The organism is Stenotrophomonas sp., assembly GCF_059505245.1.
The window spans coordinates 35,656-57,762 of the sequence record NZ_JCACKF010000001.1 but is presented as its reverse complement, the minus strand read 5'-3'; the positions used below and the strand labels follow the sequence as shown (position 1 = coordinate 57,762).

At 67.8% G+C, this 22,107-nt stretch carries 21 protein-coding genes; 5 read left to right on the top strand and 16 right to left on the bottom strand.

The features are described 5' to 3' along the window. Window positions 1–134 precede the first annotated feature (134 nt). The 3 genes from mutS (at window position 135) to AC5JLE_RS00250 (ending at window position 5,270) form a co-directional block, all read left to right on the top strand. On the top strand, window positions 135–2,726 hold the full coding sequence (gene mutS, locus AC5JLE_RS00260; RefSeq protein ID WP_111144173.1) for a DNA mismatch repair protein MutS: 2,592 nt from the start codon (window positions 135–137) through the stop codon (window positions 2,724–2,726). Window positions 2,727–2,915: 189 nt separating this feature from the next. Next, the gene (locus tag AC5JLE_RS00255; protein ID WP_049441489.1) at window positions 2,916–4,559 is read left to right on the top strand and encodes a catalase; all 1,644 of its coding nucleotides are present in this window, start codon (window positions 2,916–2,918) and stop codon (window positions 4,557–4,559) included. Window positions 4,560–4,667: 108 nt separating this feature from the next. Beyond that, window positions 4,668–5,270, top strand: coding sequence for a DUF937 domain-containing protein (locus tag AC5JLE_RS00250; RefSeq protein ID WP_014646409.1), 603 nt, complete (start codon window positions 4,668–4,670; stop codon window positions 5,268–5,270). A 38-nt stretch (window positions 5,271–5,308) separates the two neighbouring features. Here AC5JLE_RS00250 and AC5JLE_RS00245 read toward each other — a convergent pair whose 3' ends face one another. Continuing rightward, complete coding sequence (locus AC5JLE_RS00245; protein ID WP_014646408.1) at window positions 5,309–5,716, bottom strand: RNA-binding S4 domain-containing protein; 408 nt, start codon at window positions 5,714–5,716, stop codon at window positions 5,309–5,311. 9 nt (window positions 5,717–5,725) lie between these two features. Next, window positions 5,726–5,965, bottom strand: a complete 240-nt coding sequence (locus AC5JLE_RS00240; RefSeq protein ID WP_014646407.1) for a hypothetical protein — start codon at window positions 5,963–5,965, stop codon at window positions 5,726–5,728. A gap of 62 nt (window positions 5,966–6,027) precedes the next feature. Between AC5JLE_RS00240 and AC5JLE_RS00235 the strand changes: the two genes are divergently transcribed. After that, on the top strand, window positions 6,028–7,488 hold the full coding sequence (locus tag AC5JLE_RS00235; RefSeq protein ID WP_100449631.1) for an MATE family efflux transporter: 1,461 nt from the start codon (window positions 6,028–6,030) through the stop codon (window positions 7,486–7,488). Window positions 7,489–7,605: 117 nt separating this feature from the next. On the opposite strand, the gene AC5JLE_RS00230 is transcribed toward AC5JLE_RS00235, so the two are convergent. The 10 genes from AC5JLE_RS00230 to ffh form a co-directional block, all read right to left on the bottom strand. Continuing rightward, on the bottom strand, window positions 7,606–8,013 hold the full coding sequence (locus tag AC5JLE_RS00230; protein ID WP_481479133.1) for a DUF1801 domain-containing protein: 408 nt from the start codon (window positions 8,011–8,013) through the stop codon (window positions 7,606–7,608). Window positions 8,014–8,051: 38 nt separating this feature from the next. Continuing rightward, window positions 8,052–8,486: a DUF1801 domain-containing protein gene (locus AC5JLE_RS00225; protein ID WP_032956352.1), complete on the bottom strand. Its 435-nt coding sequence runs from the start codon at window positions 8,484–8,486 to the stop codon at window positions 8,052–8,054. Window positions 8,487–8,565: 79 nt separating this feature from the next. Continuing rightward, window positions 8,566–8,958 carry a DUF6404 family protein gene (locus tag AC5JLE_RS00220; RefSeq protein ID WP_496064900.1) on the bottom strand — a complete coding sequence of 131 codons (393 nt, stop codon included), beginning with the start codon at window positions 8,956–8,958 and terminating at the stop codon, window positions 8,566–8,568. Between the two features lie 82 nt (window positions 8,959–9,040). Next, window positions 9,041–9,442 carry a 50S ribosomal protein L19 gene (gene rplS, locus AC5JLE_RS00215; protein ID WP_005415736.1) on the bottom strand — a complete coding sequence of 134 codons (402 nt, stop codon included), beginning with the start codon at window positions 9,440–9,442 and terminating at the stop codon, window positions 9,041–9,043. Window positions 9,443–9,596: 154 nt separating this feature from the next. Further along, window positions 9,597–10,355 carry a tRNA (guanosine(37)-N1)-methyltransferase TrmD gene (gene trmD, locus AC5JLE_RS00210; RefSeq protein WP_046429552.1) on the bottom strand — a complete coding sequence of 253 codons (759 nt, stop codon included), beginning with the start codon at window positions 10,353–10,355 and terminating at the stop codon, window positions 9,597–9,599. An 8-nt stretch (window positions 10,356–10,363) separates the two neighbouring features. After that, a complete protein-coding gene (rimM, locus tag AC5JLE_RS00205; RefSeq protein ID WP_010483256.1) occupies window positions 10,364–10,876 on the bottom strand; it encodes a ribosome maturation factor RimM in 513 nt (170 codons plus the stop codon). Between the two features lie 44 nt (window positions 10,877–10,920). Then, the gene (rpsP, locus tag AC5JLE_RS00200) at window positions 10,921–11,181 is read right to left on the bottom strand and encodes a 30S ribosomal protein S16 (protein WP_005415733.1); all 261 of its coding nucleotides are present in this window, start codon (window positions 11,179–11,181) and stop codon (window positions 10,921–10,923) included. Between the two features lie 98 nt (window positions 11,182–11,279). Next, window positions 11,280–12,092: an aminotransferase class IV family protein gene (locus tag AC5JLE_RS00195; protein WP_496064899.1), complete on the bottom strand. Its 813-nt coding sequence runs from the start codon at window positions 12,090–12,092 to the stop codon at window positions 11,280–11,282. Then, a complete protein-coding gene (locus tag AC5JLE_RS00190; protein WP_241884137.1) occupies window positions 12,089–13,165 on the bottom strand; it encodes an NAD(P)H-dependent flavin oxidoreductase in 1,077 nt (358 codons plus the stop codon). The genes AC5JLE_RS00195 and AC5JLE_RS00190 overlap by 4 nt, the downstream gene beginning before the upstream one ends. A 148-nt stretch (window positions 13,166–13,313) precedes the next feature. Continuing rightward, a complete protein-coding gene (ffh, locus tag AC5JLE_RS00185) occupies window positions 13,314–14,690 on the bottom strand; it encodes a signal recognition particle protein (protein WP_014036403.1) in 1,377 nt (458 codons plus the stop codon). A gap of 122 nt (window positions 14,691–14,812) precedes the next feature. On the opposite strand from ffh, the gene AC5JLE_RS00180 reads away from it, so the two are divergent. After that, window positions 14,813–15,607 carry a cytochrome C assembly family protein gene (locus AC5JLE_RS00180; protein WP_014646399.1) on the top strand — a complete coding sequence of 265 codons (795 nt, stop codon included), beginning with the start codon at window positions 14,813–14,815 and terminating at the stop codon, window positions 15,605–15,607. 100 nt (window positions 15,608–15,707) lie between these two features. On the opposite strand, the gene AC5JLE_RS00175 is transcribed toward AC5JLE_RS00180, so the two are convergent. From AC5JLE_RS00175 to radA, 4 genes are all read right to left on the bottom strand, one after another. Further along, a complete protein-coding gene (locus tag AC5JLE_RS00175) occupies window positions 15,708–16,172 on the bottom strand; it encodes a hypothetical protein (protein WP_496064898.1) in 465 nt (154 codons plus the stop codon). A gap of 92 nt (window positions 16,173–16,264) precedes the next feature. Then, entirely contained in the window at window positions 16,265–18,571 is a 2,307-nt protein-coding gene (locus AC5JLE_RS00170) for a tetratricopeptide repeat protein (RefSeq protein ID WP_496064897.1), read from the bottom strand. A 48-nt stretch (window positions 18,572–18,619) separates the two neighbouring features. Continuing rightward, complete coding sequence (locus AC5JLE_RS00165; protein ID WP_049441477.1) at window positions 18,620–20,479, bottom strand: ATP-binding protein; 1,860 nt, start codon at window positions 20,477–20,479, stop codon at window positions 18,620–18,622. A 133-nt stretch (window positions 20,480–20,612) separates the two neighbouring features. Further along, window positions 20,613–21,989 carry a DNA repair protein RadA gene (radA, locus tag AC5JLE_RS00160; RefSeq protein ID WP_014646395.1) on the bottom strand — a complete coding sequence of 459 codons (1,377 nt, stop codon included), beginning with the start codon at window positions 21,987–21,989 and terminating at the stop codon, window positions 20,613–20,615. Window positions 21,990–22,107: the final 118 nt, after the last annotated feature.

Sequence of the window (22,107 nt, the reverse complement as noted above, 5' to 3'; positions counted from 1 at the left end):
CCCGTTGCTGTGCGGTACCCGCCTGCCACCGGTAGCCGCAGCCCTGTGCCCCAGCAGTTACCATGGACGGCCCTGTACCCGCTCCGTTGCCGCTGCCCTCCGGCGCGAACGGACGCCCCGGATTCACGAGCCCCATGTCCAAAGAAAAGTCCGCCGAACACACCCCGCTGATGAAGCAGTTCTTCGCAGCCAAGTCCGAGTATCCGGACCTGCTGCTGTTCTTCCGCATGGGCGACTTCTACGAGCTGTTCTACGACGACGCGCGCAAGGCCGCGCGCCTGCTCGACATCACCCTGACCCAGCGTGGCAGCTCCGGCGGCGCGCCGATTCCGATGGCCGGCGTGCCGGTACATGCCTATGAAGGCTACCTGGCGAGGTTGGTGGCGCTGGGCGAGTCGGTGGCGATCTGCGAGCAGATCGGCGACCCGGCGCTGGCCAAGGGCCTGGTCGAACGCAAGGTGGTGCGCATCGTCACCCCCGGCACCGTCACCGACGAAGCGCTGCTGGATGAGCGCCGTGACACCCTGCTGATGGCGCTGTCGCGCACGAAGCAGGGCTACGGCCTGGCCTGGGCCGACCTGGCCGGTGGCCGCTTCCTGGTCAATGAAGTCGAGACCGACGACGCGCTGGAAGCCGAACTGGCCCGACTGGAACCGGCCGAGCTGCTGGTGCCCGACGAGGAGAACTGGCCCGACTTCCTGCGCCAGCGCACCGGCGTGCGCCGCCGTGCGCCGTGGCTGTTCGACGCGGACAGCGGCCGCCGCCAGCTGCTGAACTTCTTCAAGCTGCACGATCTGAGCGGCTTCGGTATCGATGACAAGCCACGTGCCACCGCCGCCGCCGGCGCCCTGCTCGGTTATGTCGAGGAAACCCAGAAGCAGCGCCTGCCGCACCTGACCTCGATCGCGATGGAAACCGCCGGCGAGGCGATCGCGATGAACGCCGCCACCCGCCGCCACCTGGAACTGGATACGCGCGTCGACGGCGATACCCGCAATACCCTGCTGGGCGTGCTCGACAGCACGGTGACGCCGATGGGCGGGCGCCTGCTGCGCCGGTGGCTGCACCGCCCGCTGCGCCTGCGCGAGGTACTGGTACAGCGCCACCATGCGGTGGAAACCCTGATCGATCGCGGCAGCGATGCCGACATCCGCGAACAGTTCCGCCGCCTCGGCGACCTGGAACGCATCCTGACCCGCGTCGCACTGCGTTCGGCGCGCCCGCGTGATTTCTCCACCCTGCGCGATGGCCTGGGCCTGCTGCCGGCGGTGCGCGAAGTGCTGGCGCCGCTGGATTCACCGCGCCTGCAGGCACTGCATGCCGCCTTGGGCGAGCACGACGCGTGCGCACAGCTGCTGGCCAGCGCCATCGCCGAAATGCCGCCACTGAAGCTGAGCGACGGCGGCGTGCTGGCCGATGGCTTCGATGAAGAGCTGGACGAGCTGCGCCGCCTGTCCACCCATGCCGACCAGTTCCTGGTTGACCTGGAACTGCGCGAGCGCGAGAGCAGCGGCATTCCCACCCTGAAGGTGGGCTACAACCGCGTGCACGGCTACTACATCGAAATCAGCAAGGGCCAGTCCGATCGCGCGCCGGTGCACTACACCCGCCGCCAGACGCTGACCAATGCCGAGCGTTACATCACCGAAGAACTGAAGGCATTCGAGGACAAGGTGCTGTCCGCGCGCGACCGTTCGCTGTCGCGCGAGAAGTACCTGTACGAGCAGCTGCTGGATACCCTCGGCGCGCAGCTGGAACCGCTGAAGCAGTGCGCCGCTGCGCTGAGCGAACTGGACGTGCTGGCCGCCTTCGCCGAACGCGCGCAGGCGCTGGACTGGTCGCGACCGGAACTTGAAACGGCACCGTGCCTGAAGATCGAGCGTGGCCGCCATCCGGTGGTCGAGGCGGTGCGCGAGCAGCCGTTCGAACCCAACGATCTGGATCTGCATCCGGACCGCCGCATGCTGGTCATCACCGGTCCGAACATGGGTGGTAAATCGACCTACATGCGGCAGAACGCGCTGATCGTGCTGCTGGCCCACATCGGCAGCTTCGTGCCGGCCAGCCGGGCGCTGATCGGCCCGATCGACCGCATCCTGACCCGCATCGGCGCCGGTGACGACCTCGCCCGCGGGCAGTCGACCTTCATGGTCGAGATGGCCGAGACCAGCTACATCCTGCACCACGCCACCGCGCATTCGCTGGTGCTGATGGACGAAATCGGCCGTGGCACGTCCACCTACGACGGCCTGGCGCTGGCCGACGCGGTGGCCCGCCACCTGGCCTACCAGAACCGCTGCTACACGCTGTTCGCCACCCACTACTTCGAGCTGACCGCGCTGGCCGACGAGCAGCACGAGGGCGGCCGCAGCGGCATCGCCAACGTGCACCTGGATGCCGTCGAGCACGGTGAAGCGCTGGTGTTCATGCACGCGGTGAAGGACGGCCCGGCCAACCGCAGCTTCGGCCTGCAGGTGGCCGCACTGGCCGGCCTGCCGCGCGCCACCGTGGCGCAGGCGCGCCGTCGACTGGCCGAGCTGGAACAGCGCGGCGGTGAGAGCCATGCCGCCGAGCTGGCGCCGCAGGCATTGGATGCACCGCAGCAGTTCGGCCTGTTCGCGGCGCCGTCGAACAAGGCACAGGAAGCACTGGCCGCCATCGATCCGGACGAACTGACGCCGAAGCAGGCACTGGAAGCGCTGTACCGACTGAAAGCACTGCTGTAACCGCAGCGCGCACCCCTGGCTTCCCGCCGCCATGCGGGAGGCCTATCGAAAGATCCGGCAAATCTGATTCTTCGTTTCAATTGACAGAAACTATCAAACTGAACGGATCATTCGATTATTCATTTCATCTGGCCCTAGCTAAAGTCGAGTGAAGATGTTCCATCCCGTCTTCACCCGCAGGAGCCAGCCATGAGCCAGTCCGATAACAACAGCCCGAAATGTCCGTATCACACCGCGCCGTCGCCTGCGGAAGGCGCCCAGCAGCAGCGCGAGCTGAGCACTACCCCGAAGCAGAAGCACGGCGATGAACCGGTCACGCCGATGACCACGGCCTTCGGCGCACCGGTGGTGGACAACCAGAACAGCAAGACCGCCGGCCCGCGTGGCCCGCTGCTGATGGAAGACGTGTGGCTGCTGGAAAAGCTGGCCAACCTCAACCGCGAGATCATTCCCGAGCGCCGCATGCACGCCAAGGGCTCGGGCGCATTCGGCACCTTCACCGTCACTCACGACATCAGCAAGTACACCCGCGCCAAGCTGTTCGAGAAGGTCGGCAAGCAGACCGAGATGTTCGCCCGCTTCACCACGGTGGCCGGCGAGCGTGGCGCCGCCGACGCCGAGCGTGACATCCGCGGCTTCGCCCTGAAGTTCTACACCGAAGAAGGCAATTGGGACCTGGTCGGCAACAACACGCCGGTGTTCTTCCTGCGCGACCCGCGCAAGTTCGCCGACCTCAACAAGGCCGTCAAGCGCGACCCGCATACCAACCTGCGCAGCGCACGCAACAACTGGGATTTCTGGACGCTGCTGCCCGAAGCCCTGCTGCAGGTGACCGTGGTGATGAGCGACCGCGGCATTCCGCGCAGCTTCCGCCACATGCACGGTTTCGGCTCGCACACCTACAGCTTCACCAACGCCGACAGCGAGCGCTTCTGGGTGAAGTTCCACTTCGTCAGCCAGCAGGGCATCGAATCGCTGACCGACGCGCAGGCGCAGATCCTGGTCGGCCATGACCGCGAAAGCCACGGCCGCGACCTGTTCGCCGCGATCGAGAAGGGCGACTTCCCGAAGTGGAAACTGTTCATCCAGGTCATGCCGGAACTGGAGGCGGAAACCTACCGCATCCATCCGTTCGACCTGACCAAGGTGTGGCCGAAGAGCGACTACCCGCTGATCGAAGTGGGCCAGTTCGAACTGAACCGCAACCCGGTCAACTGGTACCAGGACGTGGAGCAGTCGGCGTTCGCGCCGAGCAACCTGGTGCCGGGCATCGGCCCGTCGCCGGACAAGATGCTGCAGGCGCGCCTGTTCGCCTACTCCGATGCGCAGCGCTACCGCCTGGGCGTCAACCACCACCAGATTCCGGTGAACGCGGCGCGCTGCCCGGTGCACAGCAACCACCGCGACGGTGCGATGCGCGTGGACGGCAACTACGGCGGCCTGCCGCACTACGAACCCAACAGCTACGGCCAGTGGCAGGAACAGCCGCAGTACCGCGAACCGCCGATGAAGATCCGGGGCGACGCCGACTTCTGGAACTTCCGTGAGGACGACGCCGACTACTTCAGCCAGCCCGGTGCGTTGTTCCGCAGCTACAACCAGGCACAGAAGGAGCGACTGTTCGCCAACACCGCCCGTGCCCTGGGCGATGCGCCGGACTTCATCAAGCAGCGCCACATCGACAACTGCAGCAAGGCCGACCCGGCCTATGGCGCTGGTGTTGCCGCGGCGCTGAAGGCGCTGGCCAGCCAGCCAACGGATCCGTTCAAGCCGGCCCAGCCGGAAGCGGACTTCCCCACCGCGACCCCGGGTGCCGAAGACATCGAGCTCTGATCGCCCTGCCCCGTGAACGCCACGCCGCCTCCCCGTGAGGCGGCGTCGCCGTTTTAACGGTCTGCGTCGTACCTTCTGCACGCCCAACCCCAATCAAGGATTCCGCAGATGAGCCTGACCGACGAACTTCTCGCCAAATTGCAGGGCGCCCCGCTGCAGCAGGTATCGCAGCAGCTCGGCATCAGCGATACCCAGGCCTCCGGTGCGATCAGTGCCGCGCTGCCGGTGCTGATGGGCGCGCTGGGCAACAACGCCTCGCAGCCGCAGGGCGCACAGGCGCTGCTCGGTGCACTGCAGAACAACCACAGCGGCCTGGACCTGGGCAGCGTGCTCGGCTCGGTACTGGGCGGCGGTGGCGGTGGCGCCGCCAGCGACGGTGCCGGCATCCTCGGCCACATCTTCGGCGGCAGCCAGCAGAAGGTGGAAACCGGCCTGGCCCAGGCCACCCAGCTCGACAGCGGCCGTACCAGCCAGTTGCTGCAGATCCTCGCACCGATCGTGATGGCCTTCCTCGCCCAGCGCCTCGGTGGTGGCCAGGCCGATGCCGGCTCGCTCAGCCAGGCCCTCGGCCAGGAAAAGCAGCAGGTGCAGCAACAGGGTGGTCTTGCCGGCGGCCTGCTTGGCAGCGTGCTGGACCAGGACGGTGACGGCCAGCTCGGCGTGGGCGATCTGCTGAAGATCGGCGGCAGCCTGCTGGGCGGCAAGCGCTGAGCCAAGGGGGCGCCGGACCCGGTCTGGCGCCCTGCAACTTACAACGCGTCGATATCGCCGAGCGCGCGGATCAACCGCCGTGCGCGTTTGTCCGGCTTGTGCTCCGGCGGCTGGAAACCATCGCGTGCGGCGATGCGCAGCGCACGCTGCTCGGCGCGGCGGGCCCTGGAGGCCTCACTCTCGGCATACAGCTGCTGCGCCGCCGGCGCCGGCCCGCGCTGATCGCTCAGCCCCAGCACCTGGATCTCGAAATGCTCCTCGCCGCGATCCACCTGCAGCTGCTCGCCGACGCGCACCGCGCGTGAGGATTTCGGGCGCTGCCCAGCCACGCTGACCTTGCCGGTCTCGATGGCCTGCTTGGCCAGGCTGCGGGTCTTGAAGAAACGGGCCGCCCACAGCCAGATGTCCAGGCGGACACTGGGCGGCAGCGGGGAAAGCTCGGTCATCGGCAGGGACTACTCCGTTCGCTTGTTCAGGGGACGCGGGTTGTCGGGGTCGGTGCGGCAGCCGCTGCCCCCGATCAGGGTGGGTACGCCGGCAGAAAGATCCTGGCGCTGGCTGCCGACCAGGCACTCGGGCCGGTCGGTGGGCCGCACCTGGGTATCGCCCAGCCGGTCACCTGTCGAACATGCGGCCAGTACGACGCTGATCAAGGCCAGCGCCAGGCTCCACTTCACCTGCAGTCGTTGATGCATTGCCACATCCCGCAAACCGGCTTGGTGCTAGTGTGCGCCTCCCGGGATTCGATCACCACTCCATGGCCAAAGCGCCGCTTGACCTGACCTCCGGCCCGATCGGCCGCAATCTCCTGCTGTTTTCCCTGCCGATCCTGGCAGGCAACATCGCGCAGTCGCTGAACGGTTCGGTGAATGCGGTCTGGGTCGGGCGCTTCCTCGGTGAGGCGGCACTGACCGCCACCGCGAACGCCAACAACATCATGTTCTTCCTGATCGGCTCGGTGTTCGGCTTCGGCATGGCTTCGACCATCCTGATCGGACAGGCGATCGGCGCGCGCGACATCGCGCAGGCGCGGCGCGTGGTCGGCACCAGTGCCACCTTCTTCATCGGCCTGTCGGTGATCATCGCCATCGCCGGTTGGTTCATGGCCCATCCGCTGCTGGCGGCGATGGGCACGCCGGCCGCCTCGCTGCCATTGGCCGAGGCCTACCTGCAGATCATCTTCCTGGCGATGCCGACGCTGTACGCGTTCGCCTTCCTCACCGCCGCCCTGCGCGGTGCCGGTGATTCGCGCACGCCGTTCCGCTTCCTGATGGTATCGGTGGCACTGGACATCGTGCTGAACCCTGTACTGATCTTCGGCATGGGGCCCTTCCCCGCGCTGGGCATCGCCGGCTCGGCCTGGGCCACGCTGGTCGCGCAGACGCTGTCGCTGGCCGGCCTGCTGCTGTACATGCGGCACAAGCGCCACACCCTGTGGCTGGGCCGCGCCGACCTGCGCCTGTTCAAGCTCGACATGACCATCCTCAAGGCGCTGGTGGTCAAGGGTGTGCCGATGGGCCTGCAGATGGTGCTGATCTCGCTGTCGGTGATCCTGCTGATGACCATGGTCAACCAGTACGGCACCGACACCGCCGCGGGCTACGGCGCGTCCCTGCAGCTGTGGAACTACCTGCAGATGCCGGCGATGGCGATCGGCGCGGCGTGCTCCTCGATGGCCGCACAGAACGTCGGCGCTCAGCGTTGGGACCGCGTGCGCGGTACCGCACGCCAGGGCGTGCTGTTCAACTTCCTGCTGACCGGCGCGCTGATCCTGCCGTTGGTTGTGTTCGATCGCCAGCTGCTGGCGCTGTTCCTGCCGCCGGCCAGCCAGGCGCTGGACATCGCCCGCCACCTCAACCATGTGGTGATCGGCTCGTTCCTGTTCTTCGGCGTCAGCTTCGTGATCTCCGGCGTGGTGCGCTCCACCGGCGCGGTGATTCCGCCACTGCTGATCCTGGCCGGCTCGCTGTGGGGCGTGCGCGTGCCGTTCGCCGAACTGCTGCAGCCGTACTGGGGCGCCGATGCAATCTGGTGGAGCTTCCCGGTCAGCTCGCTGGTGTCGATGCTGCTGTCGCTGGCGTATTACCGCTGGGGCGGCTGGCGCAAGGCGAAGATGATGGGCAAGCCCTCGCATGCCGAAGAACTGGCGACGCCGTCGGAGATTCCGGCCAGTCCGCCGTCGCCGGTGGCCGACCCGGATGCCGCACCACCACGGTAGTGCCGGCCGCCGGCCGGCAACCTCATGGACCGGCCAATGACAAGGTAGTGCCGGCCGCTGGCCGGCAACCTCACACCTCTCCAGCAGCATCGCGCAACAGCCGGCCAGCGGCCGGCTCTACCGTTTCTTCTTCGCCGCATTGAACGCCGCCGCTGCGCGCAGCAGCGCCTTGAACGCAGCGGCATCCGGCATCGCACCTTCATGGATGTCGATCGCACGCCGCGTGTTGCCCTCCAGGCTGGCGTTGAACAGGCCCTTCGGGTCCGCCAGCGCCGCACCGTTGGCGAAGGTCAGTTTCACTGCCTGCTTGTAGGTTTCGCCGGTGCACAGGATGCCGTTGTGCTCCCACACCGGTGTACCCCGCCACTTCCAGGCTTCCTGCACGTCCGGCAGCGCTTCATGGATCAATGCACGCACGCGTGCCAGCGTTTCGCCGCGCCAGTCTCCCAGCTCGGCGATGCGTGCATCGATCAGTTCGGCCGCCGGTGTTCCGGCATCGTCAGGGTTCGGCGCGTGCGTGGCCATCAGCGGTTCTCGTCGGGAAAGGAATCAGAACGGTGGGCTTACATGCGCTCGCCGGGCAACGCAGCGGCCTGGCGCACCCAGTCGAGGAACTGTGCCTCATCCAGCGCGCCATCCTGTGCGATATGCAGGTAGCGCGTATCGGCACTCCTGGACGGCTCGGGCGGCATCGGCTTCAGCACCGCGCCACGAAAGAACGCCACCTTGATGTAGCGGGTGAAGCAATGGAAGCTGAGAAACCAGCCTTCGCCCGGCGCCACCGCATACATCGGCGAGTTCCACTTCACCGCCTTGTGCACGCCGGGTACGGCCCGTTCGATCAACGCATCCAGCTGTGCGCCGACCGGGCGTTTCCAGTCCGGCATGGCGGCGATGTATGCCTGCACCGGAGCATCGCCCTCGCCCTTGGCGATCCGGGGGTTGCCGCCGGACAACAGCGTGGGCGCGGTGGAAGGTGCGGTTCGCTTGGCAGGCATCGCACGGCACGTCCATCGGGATGAAACCGCAGCCTAGCGCGGCCCGTAGCCAGCGGTCACGGCGCAGTGCGCCATCGGCTCAGTCCGCCTGCCGCGCCCGGAACTGGCGCCAATCCGGCAGCTTGCGGTGGCGGCGCAGCGAGCGCATCAGCGCCGCCATCACAAGGCCGAACAGCGCGCCGGCCACCAGACCGGCCACCAGACCGGCCACCAGCAACAGCACCAGCGGACGTTCGCTGCCCTGCCACAGCATCAGCCACATCAGCGCGGTCCAGAACAGCCCGAACAGCAGGCCCTGCACCAACGCGTTGGTGCCAAAGCCGGCCAGGATCGGTGGCGGCAGTGCGATGCCCAGGCGCCACAACAGGCGATGCAGCAACGGCGCCGATTGCACGCGTGCCAGCCCCTTGTCGTCGAGAAAGCGCAACGCCGACTGGATCACGGCCGGATAGCGAAGGTTGATGTCGTTCATCACCTGATCGTGGCCGACGCGATGCCGGAAACGCAAACGGCCACCCGAAGGTGGCCGTCGCGGCAACAACCGAAGTTGTTTATCAGGCCTTGTCGGCCAGACGGGCAGCCTTGGCGGCAGCAGCGGCAGCCAGGTCTTCCTTGATGCGGGCAGCCTTGCCTTCCAGGCCACGCAGGTAGTACAGCTTGCCGGCGCGGACCTTACCACGACGCTTCACTTCGACCGAGTCGATGATGGCGCTGTGGGTCTGGAAAACGCGCTCGACGCCGTAGCCGTGCGAGATCTTGCGGACGGTGAACGAGGAGTTCAGGCCGGCGTTCTTGGTGGCGATGACGACGCCTTCGTAGGCCTGCACGCGCTCGCGGCTGCCTTCCTTCACCTTCACGTTGACGACAACGGTGTCGCCCTGGCTGAACTTCGGCAGTTCACGGGTGATCTGGGCGGATTCGAATTCCGCGACGATGGACTTGTTCAGCTTGCTCATGGGTTACACCGATTCTTGTTCGGGTGGGCGTGTCGTATCGACAACGTAGGCTCATGCAGTCACCGGACTGTGCTGCACGTTTGTTTTGGGTACTGCGCGCGCCGACCAGGGCCGACGGGAATTGGCCATGATAGCCGATAAAGCCGACCCTGCGCTAGGGGCTGGCCTTCTGGTTCCGGGCCTGACGGCCCTGCTCCAGCAGTTTGCGGTCGGCCTTGCCCAGTGCCTGTTCATCCAGCAGGTCCGGGCGCCGCTCGGCGGTCCGGAGCAGCGACTGCTGGCGACGCCAGGCGGCGATGGCCGCGTGGTTGCCCGAGCGCAGCACGTCCGGCACGTCACCCAGCGGGTGCTGGGCCGGCTGGCTGTAATGCGGGCAGTCGAGCAGGCCGAGGTCGCCCTCGAAGCTGTCCTGCGCCGCCGATTCGGCGTCGTTCAGGGCACCGTCCTGCAGGCGGGCCACGGCGTCGATGATCACCGCCGCGCCCAGTTCACCCCCGGACAGCACGTAGTCGCCGAGGGAGATCTCCTCGTCGACATTGGCCTCCAGGAAACGCTCGTCGATGCCCTCGTAGCGGCCGCAGAGCAGGACCACGCGCGGCAGCGCCGCCAGTTCCCGCACCTTGGCCTGGGTCAGCGGCGCCCCCTGCGGGCTGAGGTAGATCACCCGCGCCGGGGTCGGATCGGCCTCACGGATCGCCTGCAGGCAGGCCTGCAACGGCTCGATCAGCATCACCATGCCCGGGCCACCACCGAACGGACGGTCGTCCACGCGGCGGTAGTTGCCTTCGGCGTAATCACGGGGGTTCCAGCCGTGCAGGCTGAACAGCCCCTTCTCCTGCGCGCGCCCGACCACGCCCAGTCCGGCGGACTGGGCGAGGAACTCGGGGAACAGGGTGATGACGTCGAAACGCATGCTCACGCTCAGAACTCGGGATCCCAGTCGACCACGACCAGGTTGGCCTCGAAGTCGACCGACTTGACGAAGTCCGGCTGCACGAACGGAATCATCCGCTCGCGATCACCGCGGACCACCACCACGTCGTTGGCGCCGGTGCTGAACAGGTGCGAGACCTGGCCCAGGGCAACGCCCTCGGTGGTCTTCACGTCCAGGCCTTCCAGGTCCACCCAGTAGTACTCATCGGGCTTCGGTGGCGGCAATGCACTGCGGGCCACGTAGATCTCGGTGCCGTGCATCGCTTCGACGGTATCGCGGTCCTCGACGCCGGGGAAACGGGCGACCAGGTGCTTGCCGCTGTCGCGGCCACGCACACCTTCAATCGTGGTTTCCACGCCGGACGGGCTGCGCACGATCCACGGCTGGTAACGGAAAATGGCGGAACGTGGCTCGGTCCAGGACTCGAGCTTGATTTCGCCGCGCACACCAAAAGCGCCGACAACCCTGCCCAGCAGGATGCGGCGCTCGATATCTTTCATCTGCTTCAACCAAGAGGGCCACGCCGAAGCGTGGCCCGTCAGGATCAGGCCGCAGCGGCCTGGGACTTGGTCGCTTCCTTGATCAGGTTGCGGACCTTGTCGGTCGGCTGGGCGCCGTTCTTGACCCAATGGTCAACGCGGGCCAGGTCCAGCTCGATGCGCTTCTCGGCGCCCTGGGCAACCGGGTTGTAGAAGCCAACGCGCTCGATGTTGCGGCCGTCGCGCGCGCTGCGCACGTCGGTGACGATGATGTGGTAGAACGGACGCTTCTTGGCGCCGCCGCGGGTCAGTCGAATCTTGACCATGGTGTTTTTCCTATTGCCCAGTCGCCAGGATGGCGAGGTAAGCGGGCGATTATAGCGGCAGAGCCCGGCCGAGCCAACCCCGGGGGGGCCGCTTGGGGTCAGATCCCTTTTGCGGCGCAAAAGGGATCTGACCCCAGCCCCTGCCAAGCCACCGCCGCCAGCACCGCCCTGCCCTGTTCAGCCAGCGTCTGCGAGCTTGGCAGGGCATGCCCGTCGATGGCGTCCAGCGCCCATAGGCCGCTGGCGTTGCAGGCAAAAGCGGCCTTCACACTGTCCAGTTCTGCCAGCGCCAACGGCCGCGTCAACTGTGCGCCGGACCAATGCTCCTTCAGCAACGTTTCAGCGGTCCCGCGCAGGGCCGGCGCCTGCGGCCAGAGCAGCCGTTCACCATCGTGCACGGCCAGATTCCAGGTGCTGCCTTCACTCACGTCGCCATCGGCGGTCACGAACAGCACATCGTCGAATCCTTGCGCCATCGCCGCGCGACGCTCGGCAAACAGGCCAAATGTGCCCACATGCTTGATCTGCGGCATTTCGCGCTGCCAGGCCACGCTGCGCACGCGCTTGGGCGCGGCCAGGGCCACCGGCGCTGAAACTGCCACCAGCACGTCCACCGGCACGGCCGCCAGCGGATTGCGGAAATCGAAGCGGCGCGAGTACACCGTCACCCGCAGCGAGGCATCGGCCAGGCCGGCCTGCCGCAGCGCCTGCGACATCCACGCCTGCACCTGCACCGTGTCCAGTTCGCTGCCGAACAGTTCGCGCGTGGCCTGCGACAGCCGCGCCAGATGCAGGTCCAGCCCCTGCACTGCACCACCACGCACCTGCAGCGAGGTGAAGTGGCCGTAGTTCACCAGCGCCGGCAGCAGGTCCGCCACCTGCGCCGGCTGGCCATTGCAGGTGACCCTCATCGCAGCAGCGCCTGCGCCTGTTCCCACATGCCGCGCAGCACGTCGGCGGCCGGCTGTGCAGGCGCCATCCACGCCGACTGCCCGGCCCAGGCCTGCATCGCCGCCAGGCGATTTTCCTGCACGGCCTGCTTGCGCATCGGCGCGGTCAGGCCACGCTGCACCGGGTACGGGCGCGGCGCAGGGGCGCCTTCGGCAGCAGCGGCGCGCACATACGCGGTCGCCAGGCCACGGCCAAGGCGGCCGCTGAACGCGCGCGTCGGCCAGGTATCTTCCGGTTCGCTGGCGGCCAGCCCATCGGCCCACGCCGACGCGATCGCCGCCTCGGGCGTGCGCAGGAAGGCGGTGCCAATCTGGACGGCGCTGGCCCCCAGGGTGAGTGCGGCAGCAATGCCACGGCCATCGGCGATGCCACCGGCAGCGATCACCGGAATCTGCAGGTGATCGGCCAGGCGCGGCAACAGCGCGAACAGCCCGACCAGCTGGCGTTCGGCCATTGCCGGATCAAACGCACCGCGATGGCCACCGGCCTCCATGCCCTGCGCCACCACGGCGTCGGCACCGGCGTCCTGTGCGGCACGCGCTTCGGACAAGGTGGTCGCGCAGGCGATCCAGGCAATGCCGGCGTCCTTCAGCTGCTGCACGTGGCGCGGCAGCAGCACGCCCATGATGGTCGAGGCCACCGCCGGGCGTGCCGCAAGCAACGCAGCGAACTGTTCTTCGAAATCGGCAGGCGTGGCGTCGGCGGCGCTGGCCGGCACGTCCGGGCCCCACTGCGCGAGGAAAGCGCGGCTGGCGGCCTCGGCAGCGACATCACGGCTCGGTGCGGGGTCCGGCACCCACAGGTTCACCTGCGCCGGGCCGGTGGAGGTCGCGCGGAAGTCCTCCATCCAGCGACCGATGTCGGCCGACGACGACAGCACCGCGCCCATCGCCCCCATGCTGCCGGCATTGGCCAGCGCGGCGGACAACGGTACGGGGCAGGCACCGGCCATCGGTGCCAGCAGGATCGGAACGGAAATGCCAAAGCGCTGGCAGAACGCCTCGACGCGGGAAGTTACAGCGGAACTCTGCATGATGGCCCATCGTTTCGGACAGGCCCCCATGGTGCGCGCGGGACAGGGGAAGAGTCGAGCCTGCTGCCCGACCACCTGCTGCGGCGCTTGCGCGCCGCCGCCCGAGCGTGGGCTCGGGCGCTACATCACACTGCGGACGGGGCCGTCATCAACGGAACGGCATGCCACGGCCGCCCATGGCACCCATCATGCCCTTCATGCTGCGCAGCATGCCCTTCATGCCGCCGCCGGCCATCTTGCTCATCATCTTTTCCATCTGCATGTACTGCTTCATCAGCTTGTTGACGTCGGCCGGGGTCACGCCCGAACCCTTGGCGATGCGCGCGCGGCGCGAGCCGTTGAGCAGGTTCGGGTTGCGCCGTTCCTTCTTGGTCATCGAGCCGATGATGGCGATCATGCGCGGCACTTCCTTGCCCTGGCTGACCTGCTGCTTCAGGTGGTCGGGGATGTTGCCCAGGCCCGGCAGCTTGTCCATCAGGCCGCCGATGCCGCCCATGTTCTGCATCTGCTCGAGCTGGTCGCGCATGTCGTTCAGGTCGAACTTCTTTCCCTTCGCGACCTTCTCGGCCAGCTTGGCGGCTTTGTCCTTGTCGACCTGCTGCTCCACCTGCTCGACCAGCGACAGCACGTCGCCCATGTCGAGGATGCGGCTGGCGATGCGGTCCGGATGGAACACGTCCAGGCCTTCCGGCTTTTCGCTGACACCGACGAACTTGATCGGCTTGCCGGTGATGTAGCGGACGCTCAGTGCGGCGCCGCCACGGGCGTCACCGTCGGTCTTGGTCAGCACCACGCCGGTCAGCGGCAGGGCGTCGCCGAAGGCCTTGGCGGTATTGGCCGCGTCCTGGCCGGTCATGGCGTCGACCACGAACAGGGTTTCGGCCGGGTTCACCGCAGCGTGCAGGGCCTTGATCTCGGCCATCATCGCTTCGTCGATGGCCAGGCGGCCGGCGGTATCGACCAGCAGTACGTCGACGAACGACTTGCGGGCATCGTCGATGGCGGCGCGGACGATGGCTTCCGGCTTCTGGTCGGCGCTGGACGGGAAGAACAGCACGCCGACCTGCTCGGCCAGGGTCTTCAGCTGCTCGATCGCGGCCGGACGGTAGACGTCGGCCGAGACCACCATCACCTTCTTCTTGCGCTTTTCCTTCAGGTGCTTGGCCAGCTTGCCCACCGTGGTGGTCTTGCCGGCGCCCTGCAGGCCCGCCATCAGGATGATCGCCGGAGCGGGCACATTGAGGTTCAGGTCGCTGGCCTCGGCACCCATCACCGCGGTCAGCTCGTCGCGCACGACCTTGATCAGGGCCTGGCCCGGGGTCAGCGACTTCAGCACTTCCTGGCCGACCGCGCGCACCTTGATGCGCTCGATCAGGGCCTGCACCACCGGCAGCGCGACGTCGGCTTCGAGCAGCGCGATGCGCACTTCGCGGGTCGCCTCGCGGATGTTCTCCTCGGTCAGGCGGCCGCGGCCACGCAGGCGCTCGATGGTGCCGGAAAGGCGCTGGGTCAGGGACTCGAACATGCGGCGCAACCTGTCTGAAAGCGGGGGACAATAAGGCAGACAGTATAACGGGTCCGGCTGTCCGCCCGGACTGCGACCACCGGGCCGTCGCCAGCATCACAGGGGTATGCGAAACTGCAACGATGACAATCGTTCTCATCGCCGTCCTGCTCTACCTGGCTGCCAGTGCCCTGCTGGTGCGTGCGCTCGGCCGCGATGAAAGCACCGGCTCCCCCACCTGGCTGTGGCCGGCCCTGCCAGCGATGCTGCTGCATGGCGGTTACCACGTGATGGTGGCGATGCGCACCAACGGCGGGCCGGACATGCACTTCTTCGCCGCGCTGTCGCTGGTCGGCCTGGGCATGGCCTGGCTGACCTCGCTGGTGGGCGCGCGCGGCCGCATGTCGGCGCTGGGCGTGGTGGTGTTCCCACTGGCCGCGGTACTGCTTCTGGCCTATCACGGCTACGGCCACGAGCCGAGCAAGGTGCTGGGCTGGCGCCTGGCCAGCCATGCCTGGCTGGCGCTGCTGGCCTACGCCACGCTGAGCATCGCCGCGCTGCTGGCGATCATGCTGTGGCTGCAGGAACGCGCCCTGCGCCGCCGCGAGTTCCGCCCGTGGCTGCGCGCGCTGCCACCGCTGGCCGACCTGGAATCGCTGCTGTTCCGGGTGATCACGGTCGGCTTCGCGCTGCTGACCCTGACCCTGGTCACCGGCGTGCTGTTCGTCGATGACCTGCTGGCGCAGAAGCTGGTGCACAAGACCGTGCTGAGCGTGCTGTCGTGGATCGTGTTCGGCGTGCTGATGATCGGCCGTCGCCGCTACGGCTGGCGCGGCATGAAGGCGGTGCACTGGACGCTGGCGGCAATGCTGTTGCTGCTGCTGGCGTTCTTCGGCAGCCAGTTCGTGATCGAACTGGTGTTCGGGCATTCGCGATAAAGGCATGCCGACCAACGGTCGGCACCCACCCCAACATCACCGGGTAGTGCCGGCCGCTGGCCGGCAACTGGACCGCACCCTGCGCGGATGCTGCCGCCGATCAGGGAATCGACTGCGCCAGGATCTTCCGCACCGAGCGACCGCTGTTGGTGAGGATGTCATCGACCTGCCAGCAGCCCTGGCCCTGGCGCACCATCGGCAGACGGGTCACGTAGGCCTTCTTCCATACCGCATAGCGCATCTCGACCTGGCCGGCAGTGGCCGAGGCCTCTTTCCAGCGATAACGCACCGGGGTTTCAATGTCGCCGTCCTGCGCATCCAGCCACGGGTCGGAATCGATCGTGCAGATGCCCTCTTCGCGCTGCTGGCAGGCACGCTCGCCACGCAGTGCCTTGCCGAACGCCGGGCTGACCAGCGCGGGCGGTGGCTCCAGCAGGTAACCATTGCCGGTCGTGGCTTCGAAGAAGGCACGGGCAACGGCCATGGGTTCCTGGCAGGCCGGTGCGGCCTGCACGGTGGGGGCCAGCAGCAGCCCGGCGATCACGAACATCCCTGTCTTTCGCATGTATCTGTCCCTGAGGTAGTGCCGGCCGCTGGCCGGCACTACAGGATATCCCGGTGCTGCCGGCCAGCGGCCGGCACTACCCGATACCCGGCTTACAGCCCGTAACGCTCGATCACGTCCAGGTGCGGCTGGCGATCCTGGTCACAGGCTTCAGCCAGGCGCAGCCAGCAATGCGGATGCGGCCACGTCGCGGTGTGCTGCTGGAGGAAGCGGTGCAGCGCCAGCGGCGCATGGTCCTGCGGCTGGGCGACGGTGAACAGCAGGCCGGGCAGCGTGCCCTCCTCCCTACCGGGGTCGGTGACGGTGTAGTCCGGGCGGCTGTGCGACCACACCTTCCAACCCTGTGCTTCGGCCGCCTCGACGAAGGCATTCCACGCCTCTTCGCCCGGGTGCGCGCCATCGATCATCCAGCTGCGGGCGAAGCCGCCGCGCTCCAGCACATGCACCTGCGCATAGGTCGGGATGAAATGCTCGCGCGCTTCCTCCTCCTCAGGTGCCGGATGCACCAGTGCGGCATCGAACACCACCCAGTCGCCCACCTGCTGGGCGCGGTTGGACGGCGCATTCTCGACGATGCGCGCGGTCACCGGGCCGCTGCGACGGGCGTAGTACTCCATCGGCTCGCCGTTCTCTTCGCTGCGGATGATCACCCAGCCCCATGGCTCCTCGACCACACCTTCCTGGCTGGACAGCTCCATGCCGATCGCCGCGGCCGAGCGGCGCACCGCGTCCCAGTCGCGCGCCGCGCTGGCCGCACTCATGTGGTCCCAATGCGCGGCGTTCGGCTCGTCCAGCAGCTCCACCAACTGCGCATAGCAGGCCTGGGCCTCGCTGAAGCGGCCGGTTTCCATGTACATGCGCGCCAGCGTGCCGCGCGCGCCGTGCGAGCCCGGAGACAGCTCCAGAAGCGATCGGGCCGCCTGCTCCAGCGCCGGCCAGTCGGACACCCGGCGTGCGCGCTGCACGTCGCACCAGTGCGCGAACACCGGCACGCTGCTGCGGTAGACCTCGGCCAGCTGGCGCAGGCCGTCGTCGTCCCCCTGCTCGGCCAGCCAGCGCATCAGCGTGTAGGCTGCGGGACCATCGTTCTGCGCATGGCTGCGTACGAACCGCCACAACAGCGCTCGCGCCTCGGCCTGCGCGCCGCAGGCGCTCAGCGCCGAGGCGGCCATCTCGGCCAAGGCCTCGTCATCGGGCAGCTGCGCCTGCGCCTGCAGCAACCACTGCGCCTCGCGCTCGGGGTCGCGCGCCTGGTTCTGTTCGCCCTGCGCGTCCAGCCATGCCAGCAGCTCGCCGGCCGGCACCGGCAGCGGTGCGACATCCGGCAATGCATCAATGCGTGCCGCCAGGCCGGCCACCAGCGCTGCCGCCCCCCGGTCCTGGCGCAGCTGCGCCAGATGGGTACGCGCCAGTTCCAGCTGGCGCAGTGCCACCCAGCGCGCACCACGCTGCAGGGCAAGCTCCAGGCTCAACGCTGCCACTTCGATCAGCAGGCGATGCGATCCGACCCGGGCGAAGTGCTCGATGATCGTGTTGAAGCGCGTGCCCAGGTCCCACGTATTGCGCGCAGGGTCACGCTGGCACAGCGCTGCGGCGGTGTTCGCCCACAGCCGCCAGTAGTTCGGGGTCAGCTCGCTCCACGGCACCAGCTGCTGCAGCGCTTCTTCGTCGCGGCCCAGCTGGGCCAACGCCCATGCCTTGGACAAGCGGCGCGGCACCGTGCAGTTGGCCGGCTCGTACTCCCCGGAGGCGGCCACTTCGGCTTCGCGCTTCTCGATCAGCGCCAGTGCCTCGTCGGCGCGGCCGACAGCGAGCAGGATCTTGATCTGCATCTCCGGGAAGCTGTCGAACACTTCCTTGCCACAGGCCTCCACGGCGTCGGCCTGCGCCTGCAGGTAATCCAGCGCCTCCTGGCCACGGCCATCGTCGAGCAGCGCATCGGCTTTCTCGCAGCTCAGGCACTGGAAGCAGGCCCAGCTGGGATCGATGCGGCCGAGGGTCTCGTCGCACACCTCGATGCGTTCGGGCACCCAGCCCGGGCCATCGATGTTGCCGTAGCAGGCGGCCAGGTCCTGGGTCACGCAGATCGACTGCGGGCATTCCAGGGTGTCTTCGCGGTGTGCCCGCTCGAACAGCGCAACGGCTTCGCCAAGTGCGCTCTCGCCTTCAACACGGTTGCCGACGCGGTTGCGCAGCGCCCAGTGGCCGACGTAGACGTCGACCCAGGGGTTGTCGAGCGCCTTGCCCAGTGCGCGTGCTTCGGGCAGCAGTGCATCGACACGGTCGATCTGCAGTTCACTGACCTCGTCGGCGAGGCGGTTCAGCAGGTGCGCGTTCTGCGCCTGGCCGGCCTGGCGCAGGTCGCCCTGCAGTTTTTCGACCCAGTTCCAGATGTCCATGGGGTAAGTACTCCTGTCTAGCGAAGGCTGGATGAGAGGGCGCGGTGCTCAGCGCAGCATCTGCTGCAGGGCACCGGCGATATCGGTAAAGGCGCCGTTGAGATCCGGGCCCTGCGTGGCGGTCGTTGCCCGGGCCAAGGGACGGCCCTGCGCAGCGACGATGATCTTCAGCGAGCGCAGCAGGCGTGCCGCCGCTTCGGCCTGCGGGTGGCCCTCGCGCTGGGCGCGCAGCAGCGCCTGCACCGCCGGGTTGTCGAGGTTGAGGTACAGCCGCGAGGGTGCACGCGATTCGATGCGTGCGGTGAACTGGCGCGCCAGGCGCAGCGCCGCCATCGAAACGCGCTTGTCGTTCTCGTCGTCTTCCAGACGCTGCTTCAGTTCGGCCTCGCGGTCGGGCACCACCACCACCGGCAGTGCTTCCGGGCTGAAACGCGCCGGCAGCAGCTGCTCGCCATCACCCAGCTGTTCGCGCAGCCATGCGAGCTGCGCGTCGTCGAGGCTGTCATCGCTGCGGAACAGTGCGCGATTGCCCTGCTCGGTGCCGAGTTCAACCAGGCGCAGGCCCTTGGCCTGGGCCCAGCGCCGCAGGAACGGGACCACCGCGTAGCGATGGCCATGCGCGACCGGCACTCCCATCGCGCGGAACAGCATCTCTTCGAAGCCACCGCCATTGTCGAGGATGACATGCACGGCACCGCGCGCCGGCAGGGCACTGGCCGGCAGGTCGCCCTGCGAGGTCGGCACGCGCACATGCTCCATCAGCAGGTCGAACAGGCGGTCATCGCACAGCGCCGCGCCCAGCAGCGCCTCGTTGTGGCGGCTCAATACGCGTCGCCACGCCTCCGGCTGCTGCCGCGCAACGTCGGCCAGACCATCGATCAGCGCCTCCAGCAAGGCATGTTGCACAGCGCGGTACTGGTCATCGCGCTGCAGGTCTTCGCGGCTGGCGGTGGGAGTCAGCCGCGAGGATTCGATCACCCCGCCGATGAAGCCAGCCCACGGCGGCAGCAGGTCACGGGCATCGTCATCCAGCAGCATGCCGCGCACGAACACCGACAGGTTGCGGTTGTCGCTGGTGCCATAGGTGGCACCATCCTGCACCCACAGCAGGCCGGTGGCATCGCTGTTGCCGTCGGCCCGCAGCGGCACGGTGACGATCGGCTCGAAATCGTGCTCGAAGCGCGCGGCGAACTGCAGTGCCTGGCGGCGTGCCTGCACCGGGTGCACGGCCACGTCACCCTGCCCCCGCCACGGCGGCGGCTCGGGGTTGAGCGCTTCGGTCGCAGCACCGATGAAGATCGGTTCGGACAGCAGCGCGCAGTAGCGGCCCAGCACCTCATGCAGGCGCGCCTCGTTGGCCAGTGGCAGGAAATCCGGATGCAGTTCCAGTTCCACCTCGGTGCCGACCGCGCGTGCCGGCACTTCGCTGACGGTGTACTGCTCGGCATTGCTGGACACGTACAGATGGCCCAGCTCCGGCGTCTGGTACGAGGTGGTACGCACGCTGACCCGGCGCGCCAGCACGAAGGCCGACAGGAAGCCGAGGCCGAACATGCCGATCAGGCCTTCATCATCCTCGCCGCCCTGGCGCAGGCCACGGGTATAGCCGACGCCGACGGTGGCCAGGTAGTCGTGGATCTCCTGGCGGGTCAGGCCGGCACCGGTATCGGTGATGCGCAGCACGCCGGCACCGGCATCGACCTGCACCGAAATGCGCGAAGGCACCTCGACGCCGGGCTGCTCGATGCGGCGGCGGATGATCGAGTCGTGCGCGTTCTGCACCAGCTCACGCAGCGCCACCACCGGGGTGGAATACAGGTGCTTGCCCAGCACCGTCATCAGTCCATTGAGATCGACCCCGGCACGACGGATCTCGGCGTTGGGGGCGGTGAGCGCGGTGTCCTGCATGTAATCGTTTACTCCTGGGCACGGAAAGGCGCCAGAGGGCGCCTTCGTCGAGCGGGAAAAACTAGCACAGCCAGCCTGACCGTTGCCGTATATGACGTATGTAGAGGCAGGCCCCGCAGCAGCCCCCCATGCCTCACGCCGCGTCGATGGCCTCGGACAGGCGCTCCACCGCGATCACTTCCATGCCTTTCACCGATCCGCCCTTGGGCGCATTGGCCTTGGGCACGATGGCGCGCTTGAAGCCATGGGTGGCGGCCTCGCGCAGGCGGTCTTCGCCATTGGGCACCGGTCGGATCTCACCGGACAGGCCCACCTCGCCGAACGCAATCGTCTTTTCCGCCAGCGGCCGGTCCTGCAGCGAGGACAATACGGCCAGCAGCACCGGCAGGTCGGCGGCGGTTTCCTGCACGCGGATGCCACCGACCACGTTGACGAACACGTCCTGGTCGCCGACCAGCACGCCGCCGTGGCGATGCAGTACCGCCAGCAGCATGGCCAGGCGGTTCTGCTCCAGGCCGACCGCGACACGGCGCGGATTCGACAGCGGCGACGCGTCGACCAGCGCCTGCACCTCCACCAGCAGCGGCCGGGTGCCCTCGCGGGTGACCATCACGCAGCTGCCCGGCTGATGGGTGCTGCCGCCGGACAGGAAGATCGCCGATGGGTTGGAGACCTCCTTCAGGCCCTTGTCGCCCATCGCGAACACGCCCAGTTCGTTGACCGCACCGAAGCGGTTCTTGAACGCGCGCAGCAGGCGGAAGCGGCTGCCGCTCTCGCCCTCGAAATACAGCACTGCATCGACCATGTGCTCGAGCACGCGCGGGCCGGCGATGCCGCCTTCCTTGGTCACATGGCCGACCAGGAATACGGCCGTGCCGGTCTCCTTGGCAAACCGGACCAGCCGCGCCGCGCTCTCGCGCACCTGGCTGACCGAACCGGGCGCGGCGGTCAGGCTCTCGGTCCACAGGGTCTGCACGGAGTCGGCCACGATCAGCCGCGGGCCGGCCTTGGACGCATGCTGCAGGATCGATTCGACCCCGGTCTCGGCCAGTGCGTTGACCCCGTCCAGCGGCAGCTCCAGGCGGTGCGCGCGGCCGGCGACCTGCGCCAGCGATTCCTCGCCGGTGACGTACAGCACCGGCAGTTCGGCCGCCATCTTCGCCACCGCCTGCAGCAGCAGGGTCGACTTGCCGATGCCCGGATCGCCACCGACCAGCACCACCGCGCCCTCGACCAGGCCACCGCCCAGCACCCGGTCGAACTCGCCGATGCCGGTGGAGACCCGGCGATGCTCGGTCTGCTCCACGTCCTTCAGGGCGGTGATCTTCGGCGGGTCGATCTTGCCGGCCCAGCCGGCCCGGCGCGAAGCCGGCGCCTTGGCCGCCGCCGCGCTTTCCAGCACGATTTCCGACAGCGAGTTCCAGGCGTTGCACTCGGTGCACTGGCCCTGCCACTTGCTGAATTCGGCGCCGCATTCATTGCAGACGTAGGCGGTGCGGGCTTTTGCCATCGGATGATTTCCAGCAACGGGAACAGGCGTGGCAGGATAGCCGAGCCGGGTCGCAGGTGCTGCGACCACTCAAGTCCTGCCCACCTGCGCCGATAGGGGTCGCGGGCGTGCGCCTTGC